Annotated in this window: 17 protein-coding genes; 2 read left to right on the top strand and 15 right to left on the bottom strand. The window is 56.0% G+C overall.

Going from position 1 to position 16,091, the window contains the following annotated elements; all coding sequences use genetic code 11:
- The first annotated feature begins 89 nt into the window (after positions 1–89).
- Complete coding sequence (locus DW947_RS11810) at positions 90–755, top strand: hypothetical protein (RefSeq protein ID WP_119958528.1); 666 nt, start codon at positions 90–92, stop codon at positions 753–755.
- Positions 756–951: 196 nt separating this feature from the next.
- Here DW947_RS11810 and DW947_RS11805 read toward each other — a convergent pair whose 3' ends face one another.
- From DW947_RS11805 to DW947_RS11775, 7 genes are all read right to left on the bottom strand, one after another.
- On the bottom strand, positions 952–2,307 hold the full coding sequence (locus tag DW947_RS11805) for a DnaB-like helicase C-terminal domain-containing protein (RefSeq protein ID WP_119958527.1): 1,356 nt from the start codon (positions 2,305–2,307) through the stop codon (positions 952–954).
- Positions 2,304–2,921, bottom strand: coding sequence for a hypothetical protein (locus DW947_RS11800; RefSeq protein WP_119958526.1), 618 nt, complete (start codon positions 2,919–2,921; stop codon positions 2,304–2,306). Before DW947_RS11800 ends, DW947_RS11805 begins: the two co-directional genes overlap by 4 nt.
- Positions 2,899–3,516 (bottom strand): RNA polymerase sigma factor, encoded by a 618-nt coding sequence (locus tag DW947_RS11795; RefSeq protein WP_008672743.1) that lies wholly within the window; start codon positions 3,514–3,516, stop codon positions 2,899–2,901. The genes DW947_RS11800 and DW947_RS11795 overlap by 23 nt, the downstream gene beginning before the upstream one ends.
- 129 nt (positions 3,517–3,645) lie before the next feature.
- Positions 3,646–4,131, bottom strand: a complete 486-nt coding sequence (locus tag DW947_RS11790; protein ID WP_004293563.1) for a crossover junction endodeoxyribonuclease RuvC — start codon at positions 4,129–4,131, stop codon at positions 3,646–3,648.
- The gene (locus tag DW947_RS11785) at positions 4,106–6,430 is read right to left on the bottom strand and encodes an AAA family ATPase (RefSeq protein WP_119958525.1); all 2,325 of its coding nucleotides are present in this window, start codon (positions 6,428–6,430) and stop codon (positions 4,106–4,108) included. The genes DW947_RS11790 and DW947_RS11785 overlap by 26 nt, the downstream gene beginning before the upstream one ends.
- Positions 6,418–7,485: an exonuclease SbcCD subunit D gene (locus tag DW947_RS11780; RefSeq protein WP_119958524.1), complete on the bottom strand. Its 1,068-nt coding sequence runs from the start codon at positions 7,483–7,485 to the stop codon at positions 6,418–6,420. The genes DW947_RS11785 and DW947_RS11780 overlap by 13 nt, the downstream gene beginning before the upstream one ends.
- Positions 7,486–7,559: 74 nt before the next feature.
- A complete protein-coding gene (locus DW947_RS11775; protein WP_119958523.1) occupies positions 7,560–8,819 on the bottom strand; it encodes a hypothetical protein in 1,260 nt (419 codons plus the stop codon).
- A 14-nt stretch (positions 8,820–8,833) separates the two neighbouring features.
- On the opposite strand from DW947_RS11775, the gene DW947_RS21615 reads away from it, so the two are divergent.
- Positions 8,834–8,992 carry a hypothetical protein gene (locus DW947_RS21615; RefSeq protein ID WP_004322843.1) on the top strand — a complete coding sequence of 53 codons (159 nt, stop codon included), beginning with the start codon at positions 8,834–8,836 and terminating at the stop codon, positions 8,990–8,992.
- Positions 8,993–9,100: 108 nt separating this feature from the next.
- Here the strand turns inward: DW947_RS21615 and DW947_RS11770 are convergent, their stop codons facing one another.
- The 8 genes from DW947_RS11770 to DW947_RS11735 all read right to left on the bottom strand — a co-directional run bounded on the left by DW947_RS11770 (position 9,101) and on the right by DW947_RS11735 (position 16,064).
- Positions 9,101–9,595: a hypothetical protein gene (locus DW947_RS11770; protein WP_119958522.1), complete on the bottom strand. Its 495-nt coding sequence runs from the start codon at positions 9,593–9,595 to the stop codon at positions 9,101–9,103.
- A gap of 114 nt (positions 9,596–9,709) precedes the next feature.
- The gene (locus DW947_RS11765) at positions 9,710–12,292 is read right to left on the bottom strand and encodes a hypothetical protein (RefSeq protein WP_004293569.1); all 2,583 of its coding nucleotides are present in this window, start codon (positions 12,290–12,292) and stop codon (positions 9,710–9,712) included.
- Entirely contained in the window at positions 12,289–12,855 is a 567-nt protein-coding gene (locus tag DW947_RS11760) for a hypothetical protein (RefSeq protein WP_004293571.1), read from the bottom strand. Before DW947_RS11760 ends, DW947_RS11765 begins: the two co-directional genes overlap by 4 nt.
- Entirely contained in the window at positions 12,845–13,738 is an 894-nt protein-coding gene (locus DW947_RS11755) for a hypothetical protein (RefSeq protein ID WP_004293574.1), read from the bottom strand. The genes DW947_RS11760 and DW947_RS11755 overlap by 11 nt, the downstream gene beginning before the upstream one ends.
- Positions 13,735–14,667: a hypothetical protein gene (locus DW947_RS11750; RefSeq protein WP_004293575.1), complete on the bottom strand. Its 933-nt coding sequence runs from the start codon at positions 14,665–14,667 to the stop codon at positions 13,735–13,737. Before DW947_RS11750 ends, DW947_RS11755 begins: the two co-directional genes overlap by 4 nt.
- A complete protein-coding gene (locus tag DW947_RS11745) occupies positions 14,660–15,337 on the bottom strand; it encodes a hypothetical protein (RefSeq protein WP_004293576.1) in 678 nt (225 codons plus the stop codon). Before DW947_RS11745 ends, DW947_RS11750 begins: the two co-directional genes overlap by 8 nt.
- A gap of 110 nt (positions 15,338–15,447) precedes the next feature.
- A complete protein-coding gene (locus DW947_RS11740; RefSeq protein WP_004293577.1) occupies positions 15,448–15,771 on the bottom strand; it encodes a hypothetical protein in 324 nt (107 codons plus the stop codon).
- Between the two features lie 5 nt (positions 15,772–15,776).
- Positions 15,777–16,064, bottom strand: coding sequence for a hypothetical protein (locus DW947_RS11735; RefSeq protein ID WP_004293578.1), 288 nt, complete (start codon positions 16,062–16,064; stop codon positions 15,777–15,779).
- Positions 16,065–16,091 lie beyond the last annotated feature (27 nt).

The following is a 16,091-nucleotide window of genomic DNA, read 5'->3' as shown; positions in this document are numbered from 1 at the left end:
TAGAGAATTTATTTGAGCGGTCAGGATAAAATTGCTATATTTCAATTACAAAGCGACTGTGTTTAATAAAATTTATCAACAAGTAGTATATGAAGACAAACGAGGACTGGTCCGAAATAGTGGATACGCTCCGCCCGTACCTTAATGGGAATCCGGCAAAGGAAAAGCTTCTGAAAGATGTTGAGAACTGTCTGCGGTTTCTCGGATGGAAAAAGACCAACGGGACGATGAGGTCACGCTCCACATCAGACGGGGAGTCCGGAAAAACGGCAATAACCTTGTTGAAACGGGAAGGGGACTCCGGGTGGCAGGCGTTTCCCGTCATGACGGAATCCCCGGATGGCATGACATACGCCACGGGGCTGTATATAAGGGAAAACATCCGGCTTTATTACAGACCCGATAGCGGGACAGGCATACCGGTCTGCGTACTGACGGCTGAATTAAGGGAGGACGATACTAACGGGCCGCTTCTCTGCGCCCTGCTGTCCTATAAGGAGTTCGATTTGCAAAGTGTGGAGAATTTCTGTCTGAGGCGCTACAACCTGATACGTACGGGTGGCAGTTTCCGCCAGTGGGTGGAGGATTTTCTTTCCGGAAGTACCGGAACGAAGAATATCACCGGCCTGCTCAGGGAAAAATTCATGTCCGAAGGGTTCGAGGACTCCCTTATCAGGGAGGAACTGGAGAAACTCGGACTTAGGGTACGCTATGAAAAAGGGCATGCCGTAATCACTCTCCGTTACTCGGGATGAAGCGGTTTCCGGTGGCAGTCCCGTACCGCTATTACCTGCCTGTTACAGAGCTCTGTACAGCATGCCTGGCGGGATGACCTGCCGGAAGAACAGGGAGCATAGCTTTCTCTATATGGGGGAGATTGGCCTGCCTTTTGCAGTTCATTTTCACAGGAATAAAACTATCCGCTATTGAGTTTTCATTTTGAACGACTTTTTATTCCCTGTTCAGATTCAGCGTCCTCTGCCCGTCATAGAACACCTCGTTGTCATAGTCCGTCGCTATTTTAATGGTATCGCCCTTTTTGAAAAAGCGGCTCTTGGCCACATGCAAGCGCATCACGTTCTCCTTGCGCTCGGCCGATGACTGGTTGAGCGAAATAAGGTGCGTGCATGGGCGTGCCAGACCTTTGGCCTCCGAACAGTTGTACTCGGTCAGCACGTTCCGCTCGTCATTCAGCCACTCCCGGTCTTCGATGGTAGACTGGTAAGTCACCACCATCCATACCTTTTCGTCCGCCGCCAGGTCCTTCAGGTCGTTGGCCACCGCGATACGCTTCGCCCGTTCATGGTCGGCTCCCCATGAACGGCGGTTGGCATCCGTCAGCAAGTCCATCGAGTCCACAATCACGATGTCCGGGTTGTATCCTTTGAGTTTCCTGTATTCCGAAATGCCGTTCTTGATGTCAAGCGTCGAGACCTGGGCATTGAAACGCGGGTAACTGCGCACCGTGATGCTTCCGGCATACGAGGCGACCAGTTTTTCCAGATGTCTCATCTCCGTATCCGAAATCTTTCCCCGCTCGTAATAGTAGGCGTTCCTGGAAATCAGTCCGCCGGAATAGGCGTTCAACGCCTCCTCTTCCGAGCCTTCCAGCTGGAAATGCAGCACATGCAGCCCGTCATCGATGTCCGCCCTGACACCGATCCATTTGGCGATGTGCGACTTTCCCACACCCGTGCTGGCCAGGAAACAGGTCAGCTGCCCGCGCAGGTTACGCCCGGCATTGAGCGCATCCAGATACGGGATGTAGAAGCGGGACACACGGGGAGCGGCCGAGCGTTCCTCTTCCTCCTCCCGGCGGCGGTTCCTCTCGAAACGCTCCTTGAAAGTCGCGGCCACATTGACGAACGAGGTGCTCTTCAGCGTGAACCCTGCCAGCCACTCGGCATATTCCCGGAGAGTATTCTCCGCCTTGTCCTGCCTGTTCTCGTTATACAGTTTCCCGACCTCCGCATAGACCGACTGCAACCGGACCCCCTTGATGTAGGACTCCAGCATGTCGGTCATCACCTCGGCGCTCTGTCCCTCGTCATACTCCCGGAAAGTGTCTATCAGCTCGATGGCGTCGTAATCCTCATGGAAGGTCTGTGCCAGCACGGCATACGACGGCGGTGCCTTGTATGTCCTGAAATGCGCGGCTATCGCCTCCTGTACCCGCTGGAACGAACGGTCCGGCAGGTATTCCTTGCGCATATGCCTGGCAAGGACGGCACACAACGGCTCCTGCCTGAGCGCCGTGGCATAGAGTTCATACAGGAACTCGGCACTGAGCGGATTGACGGCGCTCATGGCTTCGCCTCCTTTTTCCGCCACGCCTCACAGCGGATACGGTACAGTTCCGGATAGCGCGCCTGTGTCCTTCTGCGGCACGGCTCCGCTTTCGCACATTTTGAGCATGACGGGGAGAAAGGCGTCCACATCAGCGTGGAGAGCGCGCAGACGAGATATCCCGCCTCGGTGGAAAGCAGGCGCCGCTTGGTCGTCTCCTCGTATTCCGGATAGATGAAACGCCCGAACGGATGGCTGCGGCGGTCTTCCACCGCCCGCACCAGATCCTGCCGTGACAGCCCGAAGCTCTTCAGCCACCGGTCCTCCCGGTAGCGGCGTTCCTTTCCCGAGCGGAGATAGCGGCCGATGGCTTTCTTTCCGAATGAATGGGAGACGTTCCATTTCCTGCGATACGCGGTATCATATCCGGAAATGGCATATGTCTGGCAGATACAGAAGTCGGACAGGCGTTCCGCACTGACGGAGACGACCTCCCGGCACAAGCCGTCGAAACACATCCCGAGTTGCCTGTCCGACTTGCCGCCGGTAGGGAACACAAAATCCGCCCACACCGTGGTGCGGACCAGCCGTGTAAAGAGCCTCCGGCATCCGTCAATCCATTCTTTTCTCTCCATCGCGTGTCAATAGTTTGCGCAGCTGCGTCTTGGCTAGGAAGATGCGGCTTTTTACCGTTTCTACGTTCCTGGTCTGCAAAGTACCGTTGTTATAGGTGATTTCCATGATTTCCCCGAGTTTGTAACCAGCCTGCTGCAAGAGCAGGGCTTCCCGGTAAATCGGTTTGAGCCGGTCCAGTGCCCAGAGGATGTCATCGTTATAGAACTCGCGGTAGTTGTCCATCCCCATGCTGTTTCCCGACGGTTCGTCCTCATCCGACAGCGAAGAGGATATTTCCGAAATGTCGATATTGTCGTCCGGGGGCATGCGGTTCCTGTTGCGGTTGTTCAGGTCCGCCACAAGCCGTTTGGTCACGGCATAGATCCAGGTCTTTACCGGACGGGCCGGGTCATAACTGTCCATATACTTGAAGAAGTTGGCCAACGCCTCGAGGTAGTTGTCCTCGATGTCCTCCTGGTTATAGGTATATTTGATACAAATGCTGTATATCAGATTCTTGTGCGGCATCACATATTTTCTGAGAAGTTCCGCCCTCTGTCTCGCGGATTCGTCTTCAGGCTGGAGAACCGCAATAAACACATCTTTCTTTTCCACGTTTCCACTGACTGAAAAGGTTGATAATGAATCTCATGTCCTAATCTGTCAGCTACCGTGAGCGTCAATTGAAAAAACGGGCGGCAGCATTACCGCCGCCCGGAAAAAATCCAAACCGTTGTCGGCTTGTCACAGCCTGTGCCTGCGGATGTAATAGTAGAAGAGGTGGCAGGCATCCGCCGCATTGTCATCCACCGGGACAATACCGTATCTGTCCTTGCAGGCCGCGACCATCTGCGTCTTGGTGGCGTGTCCGTCTCCCGTCGCCCATTTCTTGAGGACAGCCGGGTTGACGAACTCCGGTTCCGGGATATCCAGTTCATCGCACACTTCGAGCAGGATACCCCTGAGTTCCGAGAGCCGCCGCATGTCGTAGAAATGGCGGTTCACGCTCACATCCTCGGCCACGACGCGGCGGATGCCGTAACGACGGAGCAGCGAGAGCAGCGTAGTCCTGAAAGCGCCGTGCATCTTGTTGCCGTTGCGCCGTTTGCTTTCGGTGAAGTTCCATGTCCCGGCCTCATGCAGGGAGAAGTATCCGGTATGCGTGGCGATGTCCAGCGCCAGTACCTGCTCCCGGGTCAGTACGCTATTCTCCGAGTCTCGATTCGCCATTCTCTTTCACGATTACCAGTTTATGCGGATAGCCTTCAGCCACATTCCCGTGCGAGACTACCAGCACGGTACCGCCGAGCGAGTTCAGCGCCTCGAACATGGAGGCCAGCCCCGCTTCATCGACCGCCTCGAGTATCTCGTCCAGCACGAGCAGATCCAGTCCCTTGTCCCCGTCGCAGTTGCTGTTCACGAGTTTCTGCATGGCAAGGATGGTCGCCAAATTCACACGGGCGGCTTCGCCTGCCGAAAACTTGCCGAACGAGCCGCAGTCCATGCCGTCGCGCAGCAGTGAGATGGAGATTTTCTCCCTTACCTTACCACTCTTGAGGACGGTATACCCGTCGAAGCGGATACGGATGTCGCTGCCGATGTCTTGCAGGAACTCGTTGGTGATACGGCTGAGCGCCTCGATTTTCGTGTTGGCCAGATAGGTCTTGAACTGCACGAACCGTTCCCGCTGTATCTCCAGGGCACGGACCCGGGCATCGACGGCCGTCTTGCGCCCTGCCGCCTCGTTGGACTTCCCGCGCGTTTCACGGAGAGTGTCCTTGAGCGATTGTATGAGGTCGGGTGAAGCCGCCTCATCCAGCTCCCGGATCGTGGCCTGCAAAGTGTCGATGGCGCAGGCCGCAGCCTGTATATCTTCCTTGCCTACCCGTATGCCGCGGTTCAGTGCGGCATTGCGCTCGTCTATGAATCCGAACACCTCGTCGAATACCTTGCGGCGGACACCTTCGATTTCACTTTGCAGGGCGGTAATTTCGGAAGCGATGCGTTTATGCCCGCTTTCCACCTCTTCCACGTGGCGGGTGGCATTCCTGATGGCCCGTTCGTGCCCGGCCAGCTGCTCCTCCCATCCGGTGCGTCTGCCTTCCAATATCCGGCGCTCATGGTTCAGCCGGTTCTGCTGCAACTCCACGGCATCCGTCTCCTCCTGCTTCTCATCGATACGGCCGTTGATTTCCGTGAGCTGCCGTTGACGGAGCTTCAGTTCCTTCATGCCGGCCTCGATGTCGAACTGTGGTTCTGCCACCAGAAACTCATGCCCGCAGAAAGGACAGGTGATGGAGCCGGCCAGTTTGTTCGAGAGGCCGTCAATACCGGCAGAAACGATACGCCGTTTATGACGCAGTTCCTCGATGCTGCCGGACAGGTCGCGCAGACGGATGTCGATTTCCCGCAGTCTCTCCGCAGTCGTATCGGACTGATCCCTGTATGCCTCACAGAATGCGGCATACTCCTTCTTGAACTGTTCCCAGCCGTCAGTCCTGTTTTTCAGTTCCTGTTCCGCCTGCTTCAAGACGGCATCGCAATCCTTCAGCCGCTCTGTGGCGGTCTGTAACCGTCCTTTCTTTTCGGCAATGACCTTGTCCCAGTCCGTCTGCCGGGCATCGGGAAAGAGGGACATCATTTCCGCTATCTTTTCCAGACATGCTTCCAATGCGGTATCTCCGGCTTCCAGTTCCTGCAAAGCCTCGTCCGCCCGCTGCACTCCGGCAAGCTGTTCCTCAAGCCTGTCCACGTTCTCGTGCCCGGTACGGATCTGCTCCCTCTTGGCCGCTATGGCCGTTTCCAGTCCCATGATACGTTCCACACGGGTACGCCCCCGCTCGGCTCCGGCTTCCTCCTCCTTGCGTATCTGCTCCTGTAACATCCCGATACGCCCGTCCAACCCGGCCAGTTCCAGTTCCACCTGCCGTTTCTTTTCAGAGAGCGGCACGATGTCTTCCTCCACTTGGGCTATGGCCTCGTCCACCAGGATACCGTTGGAAAAGCGGTTGATGACCTCTTTCTTCTCCTTGTCCGATGACGAAAGAAAATTCTCATACCGGTATTTGGAAAGGATGAAATTGTTGAGCAGCTCGTCGCGTGTGATACCCAGTTTGTCAAGAATATACCGGTTATAGGCATCCACCGAAGGCTGTACCGCTTCATCGGTTACCACCTGCTTGCCGCCACGGTAAAGCGTACAGCTGACAGAGGAAGCCCCCTTGCGCGGGATACGGCGGTTGACGAGCAGTTCCTCGGCGGCGGAATCGTTGATGAAACGCAAAGCGATACGGCATTCTTCCGCTGCATCGTTGATAATCTCCTCCGAGCGTATCTTTCTAAGCGGGCTGCCCGTGATACCCACGGCAATGCATTCCAACAGGGCAGACTTGCCGGCCCCGTTCGACTGCTGGGACTCATTGTCCCGGTTATCGCCGAAAATCAATGTCGTCACGCCTTGCCGCAGCATGTAGGACAGCGAACGGAAGGCGCAGAGATTTTCGGCTTCTATCGTCTTTAATTTCCACATGATCTGTTTTCTATTCTAGATAAATACTCCAATCCCATCGACACATCCTCGATCTGTTTCTCCCGGCAGAAGTCCTCGTAGGTTTCCCGGATGCGGCGGCTGTCGAATTTCTCGAAGAGCGAAGAGGATACCGCCTCCGGCAGCTGCTCGTCATCGGCAACCAGTTCTACCTTCGCCGCTCCGGCTTCCAGCAAGGCGGCTTTGTCCACCGATTTCATCGCGGCGGCAGGTGCATGGACACGCACCTTGACCTTGTAGCGACCATCGGCCTCCATTTCACGCAGCTCGTCCATCAGGTGCAACCCGGCACGTTCCGCCGGCATATCCATGACACGGTACCGCATGTTCACGCGGTTCTTGACAAACTCGTACGTGCCGTCCGTATACAGCACCGTGTATCCTTTCTCCTCGTCCTCCCCGAAGTTATGCTGGCGCGAGGAACCGATATATTCGATTCCCGTCCCCGGAATGACGGTACGGTTGTGGTAATGGCCGACAAAGACCTTGTCGAAAGGAGAGAATATCCTGGCAGGCAGTTCCTTTTCCGAAGGCTGTGCCAATGCCCCGTTGATACCCTCATGGATGTAGAGGAAGTGCTCCGGTTTTCCGGAAAGCGCTTCCGCAGCCAATCGTCCGAGCCTTTCGGCAAAAGAGCCGTCTTCCGGAAAATAGCTCATTACATGGAGCGCGAACTTCCATTCCGGGCGGCACAGGGTCAGGTACTCATCCACGACAGTCACATTCGGATGCCGGTCGAAGACATGACAATATCCGCGCAGGGATTCCTGGTTCACCTTGTCGTGGTTCCCTTCCGCCAGCGTGACATGAATGTCATGGTCCGCGGCGGATACAAGCATATCCCTGACGGCCAGCAGGACATCGAGTGTCTGGGCGGCACGGGAAAAGAACAGGTCTCCTCCGACAACCACTTCCCGGATATCCCGTTCCCTGCAAATTCCCATGGCCTCCTGCCAGTTGGCCTGGAATGCAGGGATGTTGTCTTTCGAGATGTGGATGTCATTCAATAACAAAAGGCAGGGTTTGTTTTCTTTCATACTAAGCGATTGTGATTAGGACGGGAGGCCCGGATGCCTCCCGTCGGATTAGAATTCAAGAACTTGTGAAAGGCTTATCTGCGGCGGCGGGGACGCCCGGCACGCTCTTCCGTTTCCTCCGGCTGCTCTTCTTCCTCCCCGGGGGCATCCTCCGGTTCGTCACCGGGCTTCGGACCCTCCATCTCGCTTTCGATCAGGTCGAGCAGTTCACGGTTGCTCGTGGAGCGTGTGACACGCACGGAGAGCCCTTCCTGCTCGATGTAGCCGCGAATCATCGCACGCAGCTCCTGGCCCTCCTCGGTCTTGTCACCGAGTTCCTGCCGCTGAAGCTCGTCATAACGTTCGAAAAGGTCGTCCAGCGAGATGCCTCCGCCTTCACGCCCGTTTTCCCTGTTATCTTTCGTACGACGGTCGAACGAGAACGCGGATGTGTCCTCCTTGGGCAGTTCACCGTCCAGCGTGTCGATGACCCTCTTCATTTCATCCGTCTCCATGAGCGACATGCCGTAGATACCGTCGCACTGTTTGAGGAACTCGACGGTGGCTCCCAGATGATAACGGGTGTAGCGGTAGATGATTTCCGGGATACGCAGCGCACCCATCAGGGCGGTCAGCTCCTCCTTGGTCAACGGTACAGGTTCCGATTCGTTGTCAATGGAAATGACATACTCGGTCTTGGCTCCGTTCTTGCGCTTTTCAATCTCCACCGGATAGGCGTCATACACCGAGGAAACCGGGCACGGGTAAGACGGATTCTTGGCCAGTTTCTTGCTCCACAGCTTGAACTTCCTCTCATCCAGGTCCTTGAACTGGGCATGGGAAAGGGTCATCATCTGCACGCCTTTGGCACGTTCACCCAGGTCGAATACATAGAGACAGTGGCCGTAACTGTATTTCAGACCGCCTCCGAACGAGCCCCCGGCAATTTTTTCCGCCAGTTTGTCGTCCCCGTCCTCTTTTGCGGCTTCGACGGCCATGCGGCGGTAAGTCTCGATGGGATCAACGCTATATCCGGCATCGGTAGCGCGGGTGACAGTGACATACATCTTCTGGGGCTTGTTCCCCGTAGCGGGTTTCTCCAGCTCCAGAAGCAGCTGGTGGACGGGATACTCATAGCCCGGACGTGTCGGCGAGCCGTCCGGATTGGGAGCGATGGGCAGGATACGGAGACGGTAAGTCCCGAACTTGTCCATGCGGAAGAACTCCGTACGGGCGAACGCCCTGTTCTCCTCCTGGGCACGCAACTGTGCCTCCTGATAAGATTCCTGAACGCCGAGGAACATTTCCTCGACAGACATGCCTTCCATGCCGTTGTTCTTTTCTTCTTCTTGCATAAACGCTTTGTTTTATGGATTTAAAAATGCCCGAAGAATGCGACACGGCATACCCGCATCGCAAAGAAACTGGTAACAGGACGGACGGGTTCGGTTGCACCGTCCGCGTTCAACTGATAAAACTGGGAGAGGATGTCTCGCTGACCGTATCCCGAAAGAGGATACTCATTTGACAATATGGAAAGGCCTTGCAGCGACCGTGGAATACAAAATTAGGCAAATCACCCGGAACAGCCATACATGTACATGAATGTTTGTCACCGGTATTGTCCTTCAGTGCATTACCGTTTCATTTTAAGAATGTTTTTAATCTCCCCGAGCAGTCTGTCGCCACCCGGCGCGTTCCGCGCTTCGGCGAGCAGCCTCCTGCGGTTCCGGCGGATATACTCTTCTCTCTTGCGGCGGCATATGCCTTCATAGTAGGCTTTGCGCCCCGGCGTGAGCCGTTTCCCGCGCCGGCAATAGACCCCGTCCCGGCGGTACTCGTCCAGGTAGCGGCGGAACTTCGCCTTGCCGCAGGAAGGGTCTTTCGATGCCTCCGCCACCGACCGTATGACCTGCCAGTCCGGCTCAAAGGGCTGCTGCGTGGCGCATAACCTGCGGAGCAGATGATAGACTACCGGCATCTCATACCGGAGCATGAAGCCTATCCGTGTCTCGTCGAAAGGAAAGCGCTTAAGCGTTCCCTGCGGTCTTCCGTCTTCTCGCTTTCGGGGCTTCTGCTGCCGGGGAAACGGTTTCTTCTGCGGCTGCCGCCTGATTTTCTTCTGTTTCATGATGTTGCGGTTGAATGGTTTGCTGTTCGGTTTCACGGATGGGAACGTTCCTGCGCTCCGCAATCCTCCGGCGGCTTTCGATATCGCCGTTTACATTGAGTTTATGTTTCATGACTATACAAAATAGGTGAAGTTGAGTTCTACATTGACATTGTACATACCGCGCTCGTAAAGCTGTATCCTGCGCGAACCGCCGTAGATGGTGAACGAGGAGCCCCGGTTGTACTTGTGGTCATCGTTCCAGTCAGCGGCGCTGCAGCGCACGCTGTATCTCGGGGGCTGTATCTTGTTCGGGATGACGGCAACGATGCCGCCCCAGTTGCTGCCGTCCCTGCGTGCGGTATTGATATACCCCTGTATGGACACGATATTCCCGATCTGGCGGATAAACAGCCCCTGGGTATCTGTTCCCGAGCCGCTGTTCTCCATGTGCATCCATCCCGTATCCGCCAGCAGGGGCTGGTATTCTTCCGCATAGGCGGCTCCGATAGCGCGGCAGGCCTGCCGTTTCGCCTCCGCTGTCGGCAAGGACAGGTCGGAAAGTTTGCCGTCCTTGCGCAGGTAGTCCTTGACGATTTCGTCTTTGGACAGCACGTCCAACTTGTTCCGCAGGAGCTGCCGGGCTTCCATGGGGGATTTTCCTTGCCCGGTCAAAAAGTCGATGTAATCCTGGAACAGGTTTTCAAGCGCGGCGAAGCGGGCGTCCGCCCCGGCCTTGGTATACAGGTTCAGGTTGGTGGCGATGGTATCCTTTTCGGAAGCGTTGTAGCCGCCCATCAGCCGCTCCGCCTTTTTCTTGAGTTCCCTGACAACCTGCGAGGTCATCACGTATCCCTCGACCTGCGCGTGCGAAATGCCGCCTTCATCTATGTAGGCGAACGAACCGGTCTTGATTTCCAGCAGTTTGTCCCTGAGTTCGGGTGTGAAGACAATGCCCTCGTAAGCGGAGTCAGTCCCGAGCTTGCCGTCCATCATCCGGTCTATCTCGGCCGTGGAATAGACTTCGAGGTTCTTGCGTGCCTTGCCCTTGTCCGGAAGGTCGGACAGGTTCGAGGTCTTGGCCAGTTTCAGCTCCCCGGTACCTTTCTTTTCGGCATCGAGGGTATCCCTGACGGCCGCCTGCCGCTTTGCTTTCAGTTCGGCGGCTTCCTCTGCCGTCAGCCCGCTGATCTCGTCCGCCGTCAGGCGCACCAGCTCCTTCAATCCTTCGGAGATTTCCAGAAATACCTCCCCGGCTTCCGCTTTGGAATAGACATCGATATTCTTCCGGGCGGCAGCCTTGTCCATGACATCGGAAAGGTTCCCGTCGGCGGAGAGTTTCATTTTCAAAGCCGCCGCGACGGTTCCCGATGTGACATAACCTTCGCCGCCCTCCGTCAGTTCTCCGGTAGTGATAGCCGCCAGTTTCTTCCTGTATTCGGTCGTGAAGTCTTCGGTAGAGAGCTGTTTGCCTTCTACCACATCCACTTTCTTTCCCATCGCCTCCGTAAAGGCCCTGACGGTCACATAGGTGTCGGACACGGATTTTCCGTTGATTTTAAGCGTACCGAGCACATCCACCGCTCCCAAAGGGGCAAGCACGATGTCGCCCAGAGCGTTCCTCAGCGCAAAACGGAAACTGTCAGCGGTGTCGAAGCCGACGGTGGCGAGCAGCGCGGCGGCACTGTCGCGCCAGGTAATCAGGTTTGTCAGCCTGGCATTGTCTTTCGTATAGGCGGTATTCTGAATATCGATACCCCGTCCGGTGCTTTGCAGGGAGAGCAGTCCGCCGACCTGCAGGGTGGCGGTACGCCCGATGACTTTCAAAACAGGTGTGGTGCAGGCTTTTCCGTCATGCACGGCAAAGTCACGGTATTTTGTTCCGCCGCCCTCCGTGCCGTGGTAATTGATACGGATACAACCCTCATCCGTCACATCCGAGGTGTTATAGATGTCGTATCCCTTGATGCGGACAGCCCCGATCCGGGCGTTTTCATTCAGCGAAGTACCGCAGGATATGCCGTCTTCCGTAACCCTGGCCAGTTCCTTGCCTTGTTTCATGAAACTGAACGTGCCGTCCGTCCGGATGACAATCTCGTTGACAAGCAGACCGTGCAGGTAGGCACCGATGGCGGCATGGCCGTCCGCCTTGACGATGCCTTTGAGCATGTAGCCGTTCCCGCCGCTGACGGAGACGGCGGTCTTGGAGCTGATTTCTTTCTGCCCGGTGAACGTTCCGGCCAGCACCAGATCCTTCTTGACGGTCTGCCGGGCAAAAGGTGTATCGAGCAGGACAGCATAGCGGCCGAAGAACTTGTCGATGAACCGGGGTGCATAGCTCTCCGTCACCTCGATGGCCGCCGGCAGTTTGTCAGTAACCGGATCGACCGTATCCGGGACAGCCTTGGCTCCGGCACAGAGATAACAGGTACGCCCGCGCTTGTTGACCTCATTGGCGTAGACCACCGATTCATGCCGGTTGATTTCGTATATATAATAGGGATAGACAGCATCGGCGCAGCCGTCGAAACGGCGTACCTTTCCGCCGAGCCAGACATAACCCGGGGAGACGCGGGGACCCTCGATCTCGCATCCGGAGATGATGAAGTCCGAGCAGCCGTCAAAAACGGCACTCATGCTGAGAGCCAGTTCCTGCAAGTTCAGGATATCGTCCGAGTAGGTATACCGTCCGCCGGTTTCCGCAATATATTCTTTCATTGTCCTGTATTCTTATTGGGGGTGTATTCGTCTTCGTCGATCTTGATCAGGTAGGTCTTGCCTGCTGTCTTATAGGTGTTCACCACATAGGAAAGCATATAGACCAGTTCCCGCGGAGGTATGGTGACGGGCGGGACGCAGACCATGAAGCTGACCTTGTTGATCAGCTTCTCTTCCGCCAGCAGGTAGAACGGACGGGGGCGTTCCGCCTCATTGTCCGTTGTAACCTGTTCCCCGTTGTACCATACGGTGAAAGGACGCTGGTATTCCGCCCCTTCGTGGTACAGGTCCACACCGACACTCGTGCTGTCCTTGATGAAGATGCGGTCCTTGCCGTCCTTGATGTATTTACCGAACCGGTAGTTCAGGAACCACTCGAAATAGATGACCTGTGAGGTCATGCGCGCCTCGATATGCCGTTCCCGTGCAAACGTACGGAACCGTTCGTTCAGGCTTTGCAAGGGATAGAGGCAGCTCTGCACGAAGAGGATGAACCGCCGTCCCGACAGGTAGTGCGGCACGAGCCGGTTCACCGAACGGTCTATGGGCAGCTTATATCTCATGGTTTTCGACTTTGAGCGTGATGGCTTCCCGGAAGGTCGGCAGTTCCGACTCCTCGTCCTTGCGCGAGGACTCTTTCAGGTAGCCCGAGGCGGTGTATGTCATGCGGCCGACACGTTGCAGGGGCTGGATTTGCCCGTCCGTATCGTGGCAAGCAATAAACACGCCCTGCTCGGGGATTGCCGTCTCGTCGATATAGACGTCTGTAACGTGTTCGGCACGGCGTATGGCATCCGTCAGGCGGGAGACATAGACCGCAGCGTCGAAGTCGATGCCCATAATGTAGTCCCGGATACGGGTCTCGATGCTGTCGTACATCTCCGCCTCGGGAACGGCACCATCGTAGAAGACCGTAAGACGCGGCACCAGCACGTCGCCTTTGGTCGAGATGACCTCGATGCGTGTGCCGGCGAATTTCAGCTTGCCGATATAGGCATTGATGGGCACCAGCTCCTCGGCGGGAATAGCTTCCAGATGTCCTTTCGTGCCGGTAGCGATTTTCAGTACCAGCTTGCTGTCGAGGTTGCTGTCGTCCGTGCTCTCCACATAGGAGACCTGCGTAATGATGCGTTTGGTCTCATCGACCTGGGCATACCCGAAAGCCAGTCCGTCCTCGCGGACGGTCAGCTCGTCGCCCTGCTGGTATTGCAGCAGCGCATTGGCGTAGTAGTCCGGCGTGCCGTTGATCCGGTTGTTGATGGCTTCCGAGATATCCACCGCGAAGACATCAAGCAGCGTCTCGAAACTGTAGATGACAGCGGCTACGGTCCATAGGATACCGTTCATGACAGACAGCTTCGAGTCGCTGGCGAACTCCGTCAGTTCCAGCCGCCGGTTGCGTTCCTGCACGGCTTCATTGTATATCTCCTTAATCGTCCGGCTCATTCCACTGTATAGGTTATATCGTCGATAATGAATTTCCACGCGCCACCCTCATTCCAGGCCTCCTCGTGCAGGATGACCCATACGGCTTCCATGCCCGAGGCGATACGGTAGCGCCCCGTTTCGGTATCCCGGTCCGGCTCCCGATAGGTTCCCGTCGGGGCTGTAGGTAAAATGACCGTGCAATTCCGTCGGTCGCCGTAATGTTCCACAAGGGTTGTCAGGTAATGATCTATGACTGTCGGTTTCAGTCGGGCGGCGGAGAGGTCGAGTGTCATCAGTTCCCGGCATTCGGCAAGCGGTGCAAGATCGGCCAACGCGCAATTCGACAGGTTCAGGCTGTAGGTTCCGGAAAGCAGCCGCAGGCTCTCCAAGGAGAGTGTGGCGTGCGTGAGCGTCAGCTCCTCCACCGGCAGTGTCTGCACCAGTACCAACGACCGCGGTTTGAGCCCGCTCCAGTCGATACTCCGGAAGCAGGCATCGGTAAACCAACGGATACGACGCCTGTCCCTGACTTTGTTGTCGAAGGTATGGGTGAGCAGCTGCGGCGTGTCCGCGAGGAGGACGGTCTCGGTGTCGCTGTTGTCGCCCCAGTCGATTTCCAGCTGTCCCGCACCGGAAACGGCACACTGCACGGTGATGATCCCGGCAGCGAGCGTGAGGACGACAGCAAGCGGCAAGGTGAACGTTTTGGGATAGACATGCCGTTCACCGTTAGCGGGGACGATGCCGTGCAACCCGTTATAGGCGACTACATCGGCGCGGATAACGAAATCGTCCGTGTAGACAAGTTCCCGGCCGGCAGTCAATGTCGTGGCGAAGGAGAGATCGGGGTTGTTGATGAGCAAATCCACGACTCCCTCGATGCTGCCGTACAGGTACAGGGCCACATCGTAGATATTCTGTCCGGCTACGACCCTGTACTTACCCATCGTTCTCCTCCTTTTCCTCGGTTTCTAAAAGCAGCTCTCCCGTGGCAGAATCCATATAGGCATTCTTGATGACGACCTTGTCCGACAGGAATTCCGACTGCAGTTTGGCGGCAAGACCGTTGTTTTCCAGACTCGAATGCAGGTAGTCGACGAGGCCGACACCTGTCGTAGAATGTTGGTAGAGATTTCCGGCTGAAGCTTTCAGCAGAAACGTCTCGTTCTGGGCTTTGGCGGCTCCTATTTCGAAGTCGGTCTCTGAGCCGCTGTACACGGCAAGGTAACCGTCCCGTGACAGCAGGTTGTAGACTCCCTTCTCATTGAGGGAGAAAAATGCGGCCAGGGCGATATCGGCCGTGCCGGCTTCCGTCTCCGCCACGACGGGAAACCAATGTTTGCCCGTCGCAGGATTTCTCAGGTACTCCGTGCCGCCCGAACCGCTTTCCATAACCAGACGGACCGTCAGGCGGCGCATGTCGGGCGTATAGGGAATCCTGACATGGAACCCTTTGCCGTCGTTATACGTGTACACGAAGCCGACGGGGACGGTAATCTCTCCGTAGCGGAAGGTGTCGTTGTCCGCACCCGCGACGGCATCGAGCAGGCGGAAGTCGTAGAAACTCTTGCCGGCGATATTGCCGGAAGTCTCCACCTCACCGTATTCGGCGTCCATTGTTATGTCCTGTCTTGCCATGAACGATACTTCAACAAAAAGCCCGACCATACATCAGAGTACGACCGGGCACTCTTTTCAAAAGAGTAGCGGCAGAAAGAAAGGATGGTTTACTTCTCCTGAATGAAATCGTAGATGCGCGACACGGTAGCCCACATATCGTCCGGAAGCTCCTCGTCCGAGATGCGTTCGCAGGCTTTCCGGAGATACTCCATCTCGTCCCCCGAGAACTCCACGGCAAGCGGTTTCTCCTTCTCCACATCCCATTCGATGCGCTTGTCCTCGGCATTCTCGTGAAGACCGATGGCTTTGCGCTCCTCGTCCGGAATGGCGATCTTGCGCAGAATCTCTTTTTTGAGGTTGAAGTCCTTGAAGTTGCCCCGTGCCGGCAAAAAGGACGGCAGGTAAAGGCGGTCTTTGACTGACAGTTCCATATTATTTATGCATTTTGTACGTTACTCTTTTTTATTTCGTCGATCATGGTATCGAAATCATGAAACAGGGGTGCAAGCGGCTCTCCCATAGGAATGTTGCATGAAATAACGCCTTGTTCCATGTAGATGATACCTATCTGCGGAGCGTTCCCCGAGCCATCCGTATCCTTCTTGCGGATGGAGGCGTGGACGCGGGTCAGCGCGTCATTGACGATGGAATATTCCAACTGGTAGTCGGCATTCTCCGTGCTCTCTTCGGCAACCTTGGTTACCGTTACGTTGGTGATGTTCATAATTCGCTTCTGTTTTTATTAAGTGTA

The organism is Bacteroides sp. AM44-19 (genome assembly GCF_003603395.1).
Taxonomy (GTDB): Bacteria; Bacteroidota; Bacteroidia; order Bacteroidales; family Bacteroidaceae; genus Bacteroides; species Bacteroides uniformis.
Note: the sequence above shows the minus strand (reverse complement) of the source record. Positions and strands in the feature narration are given on the sequence as shown.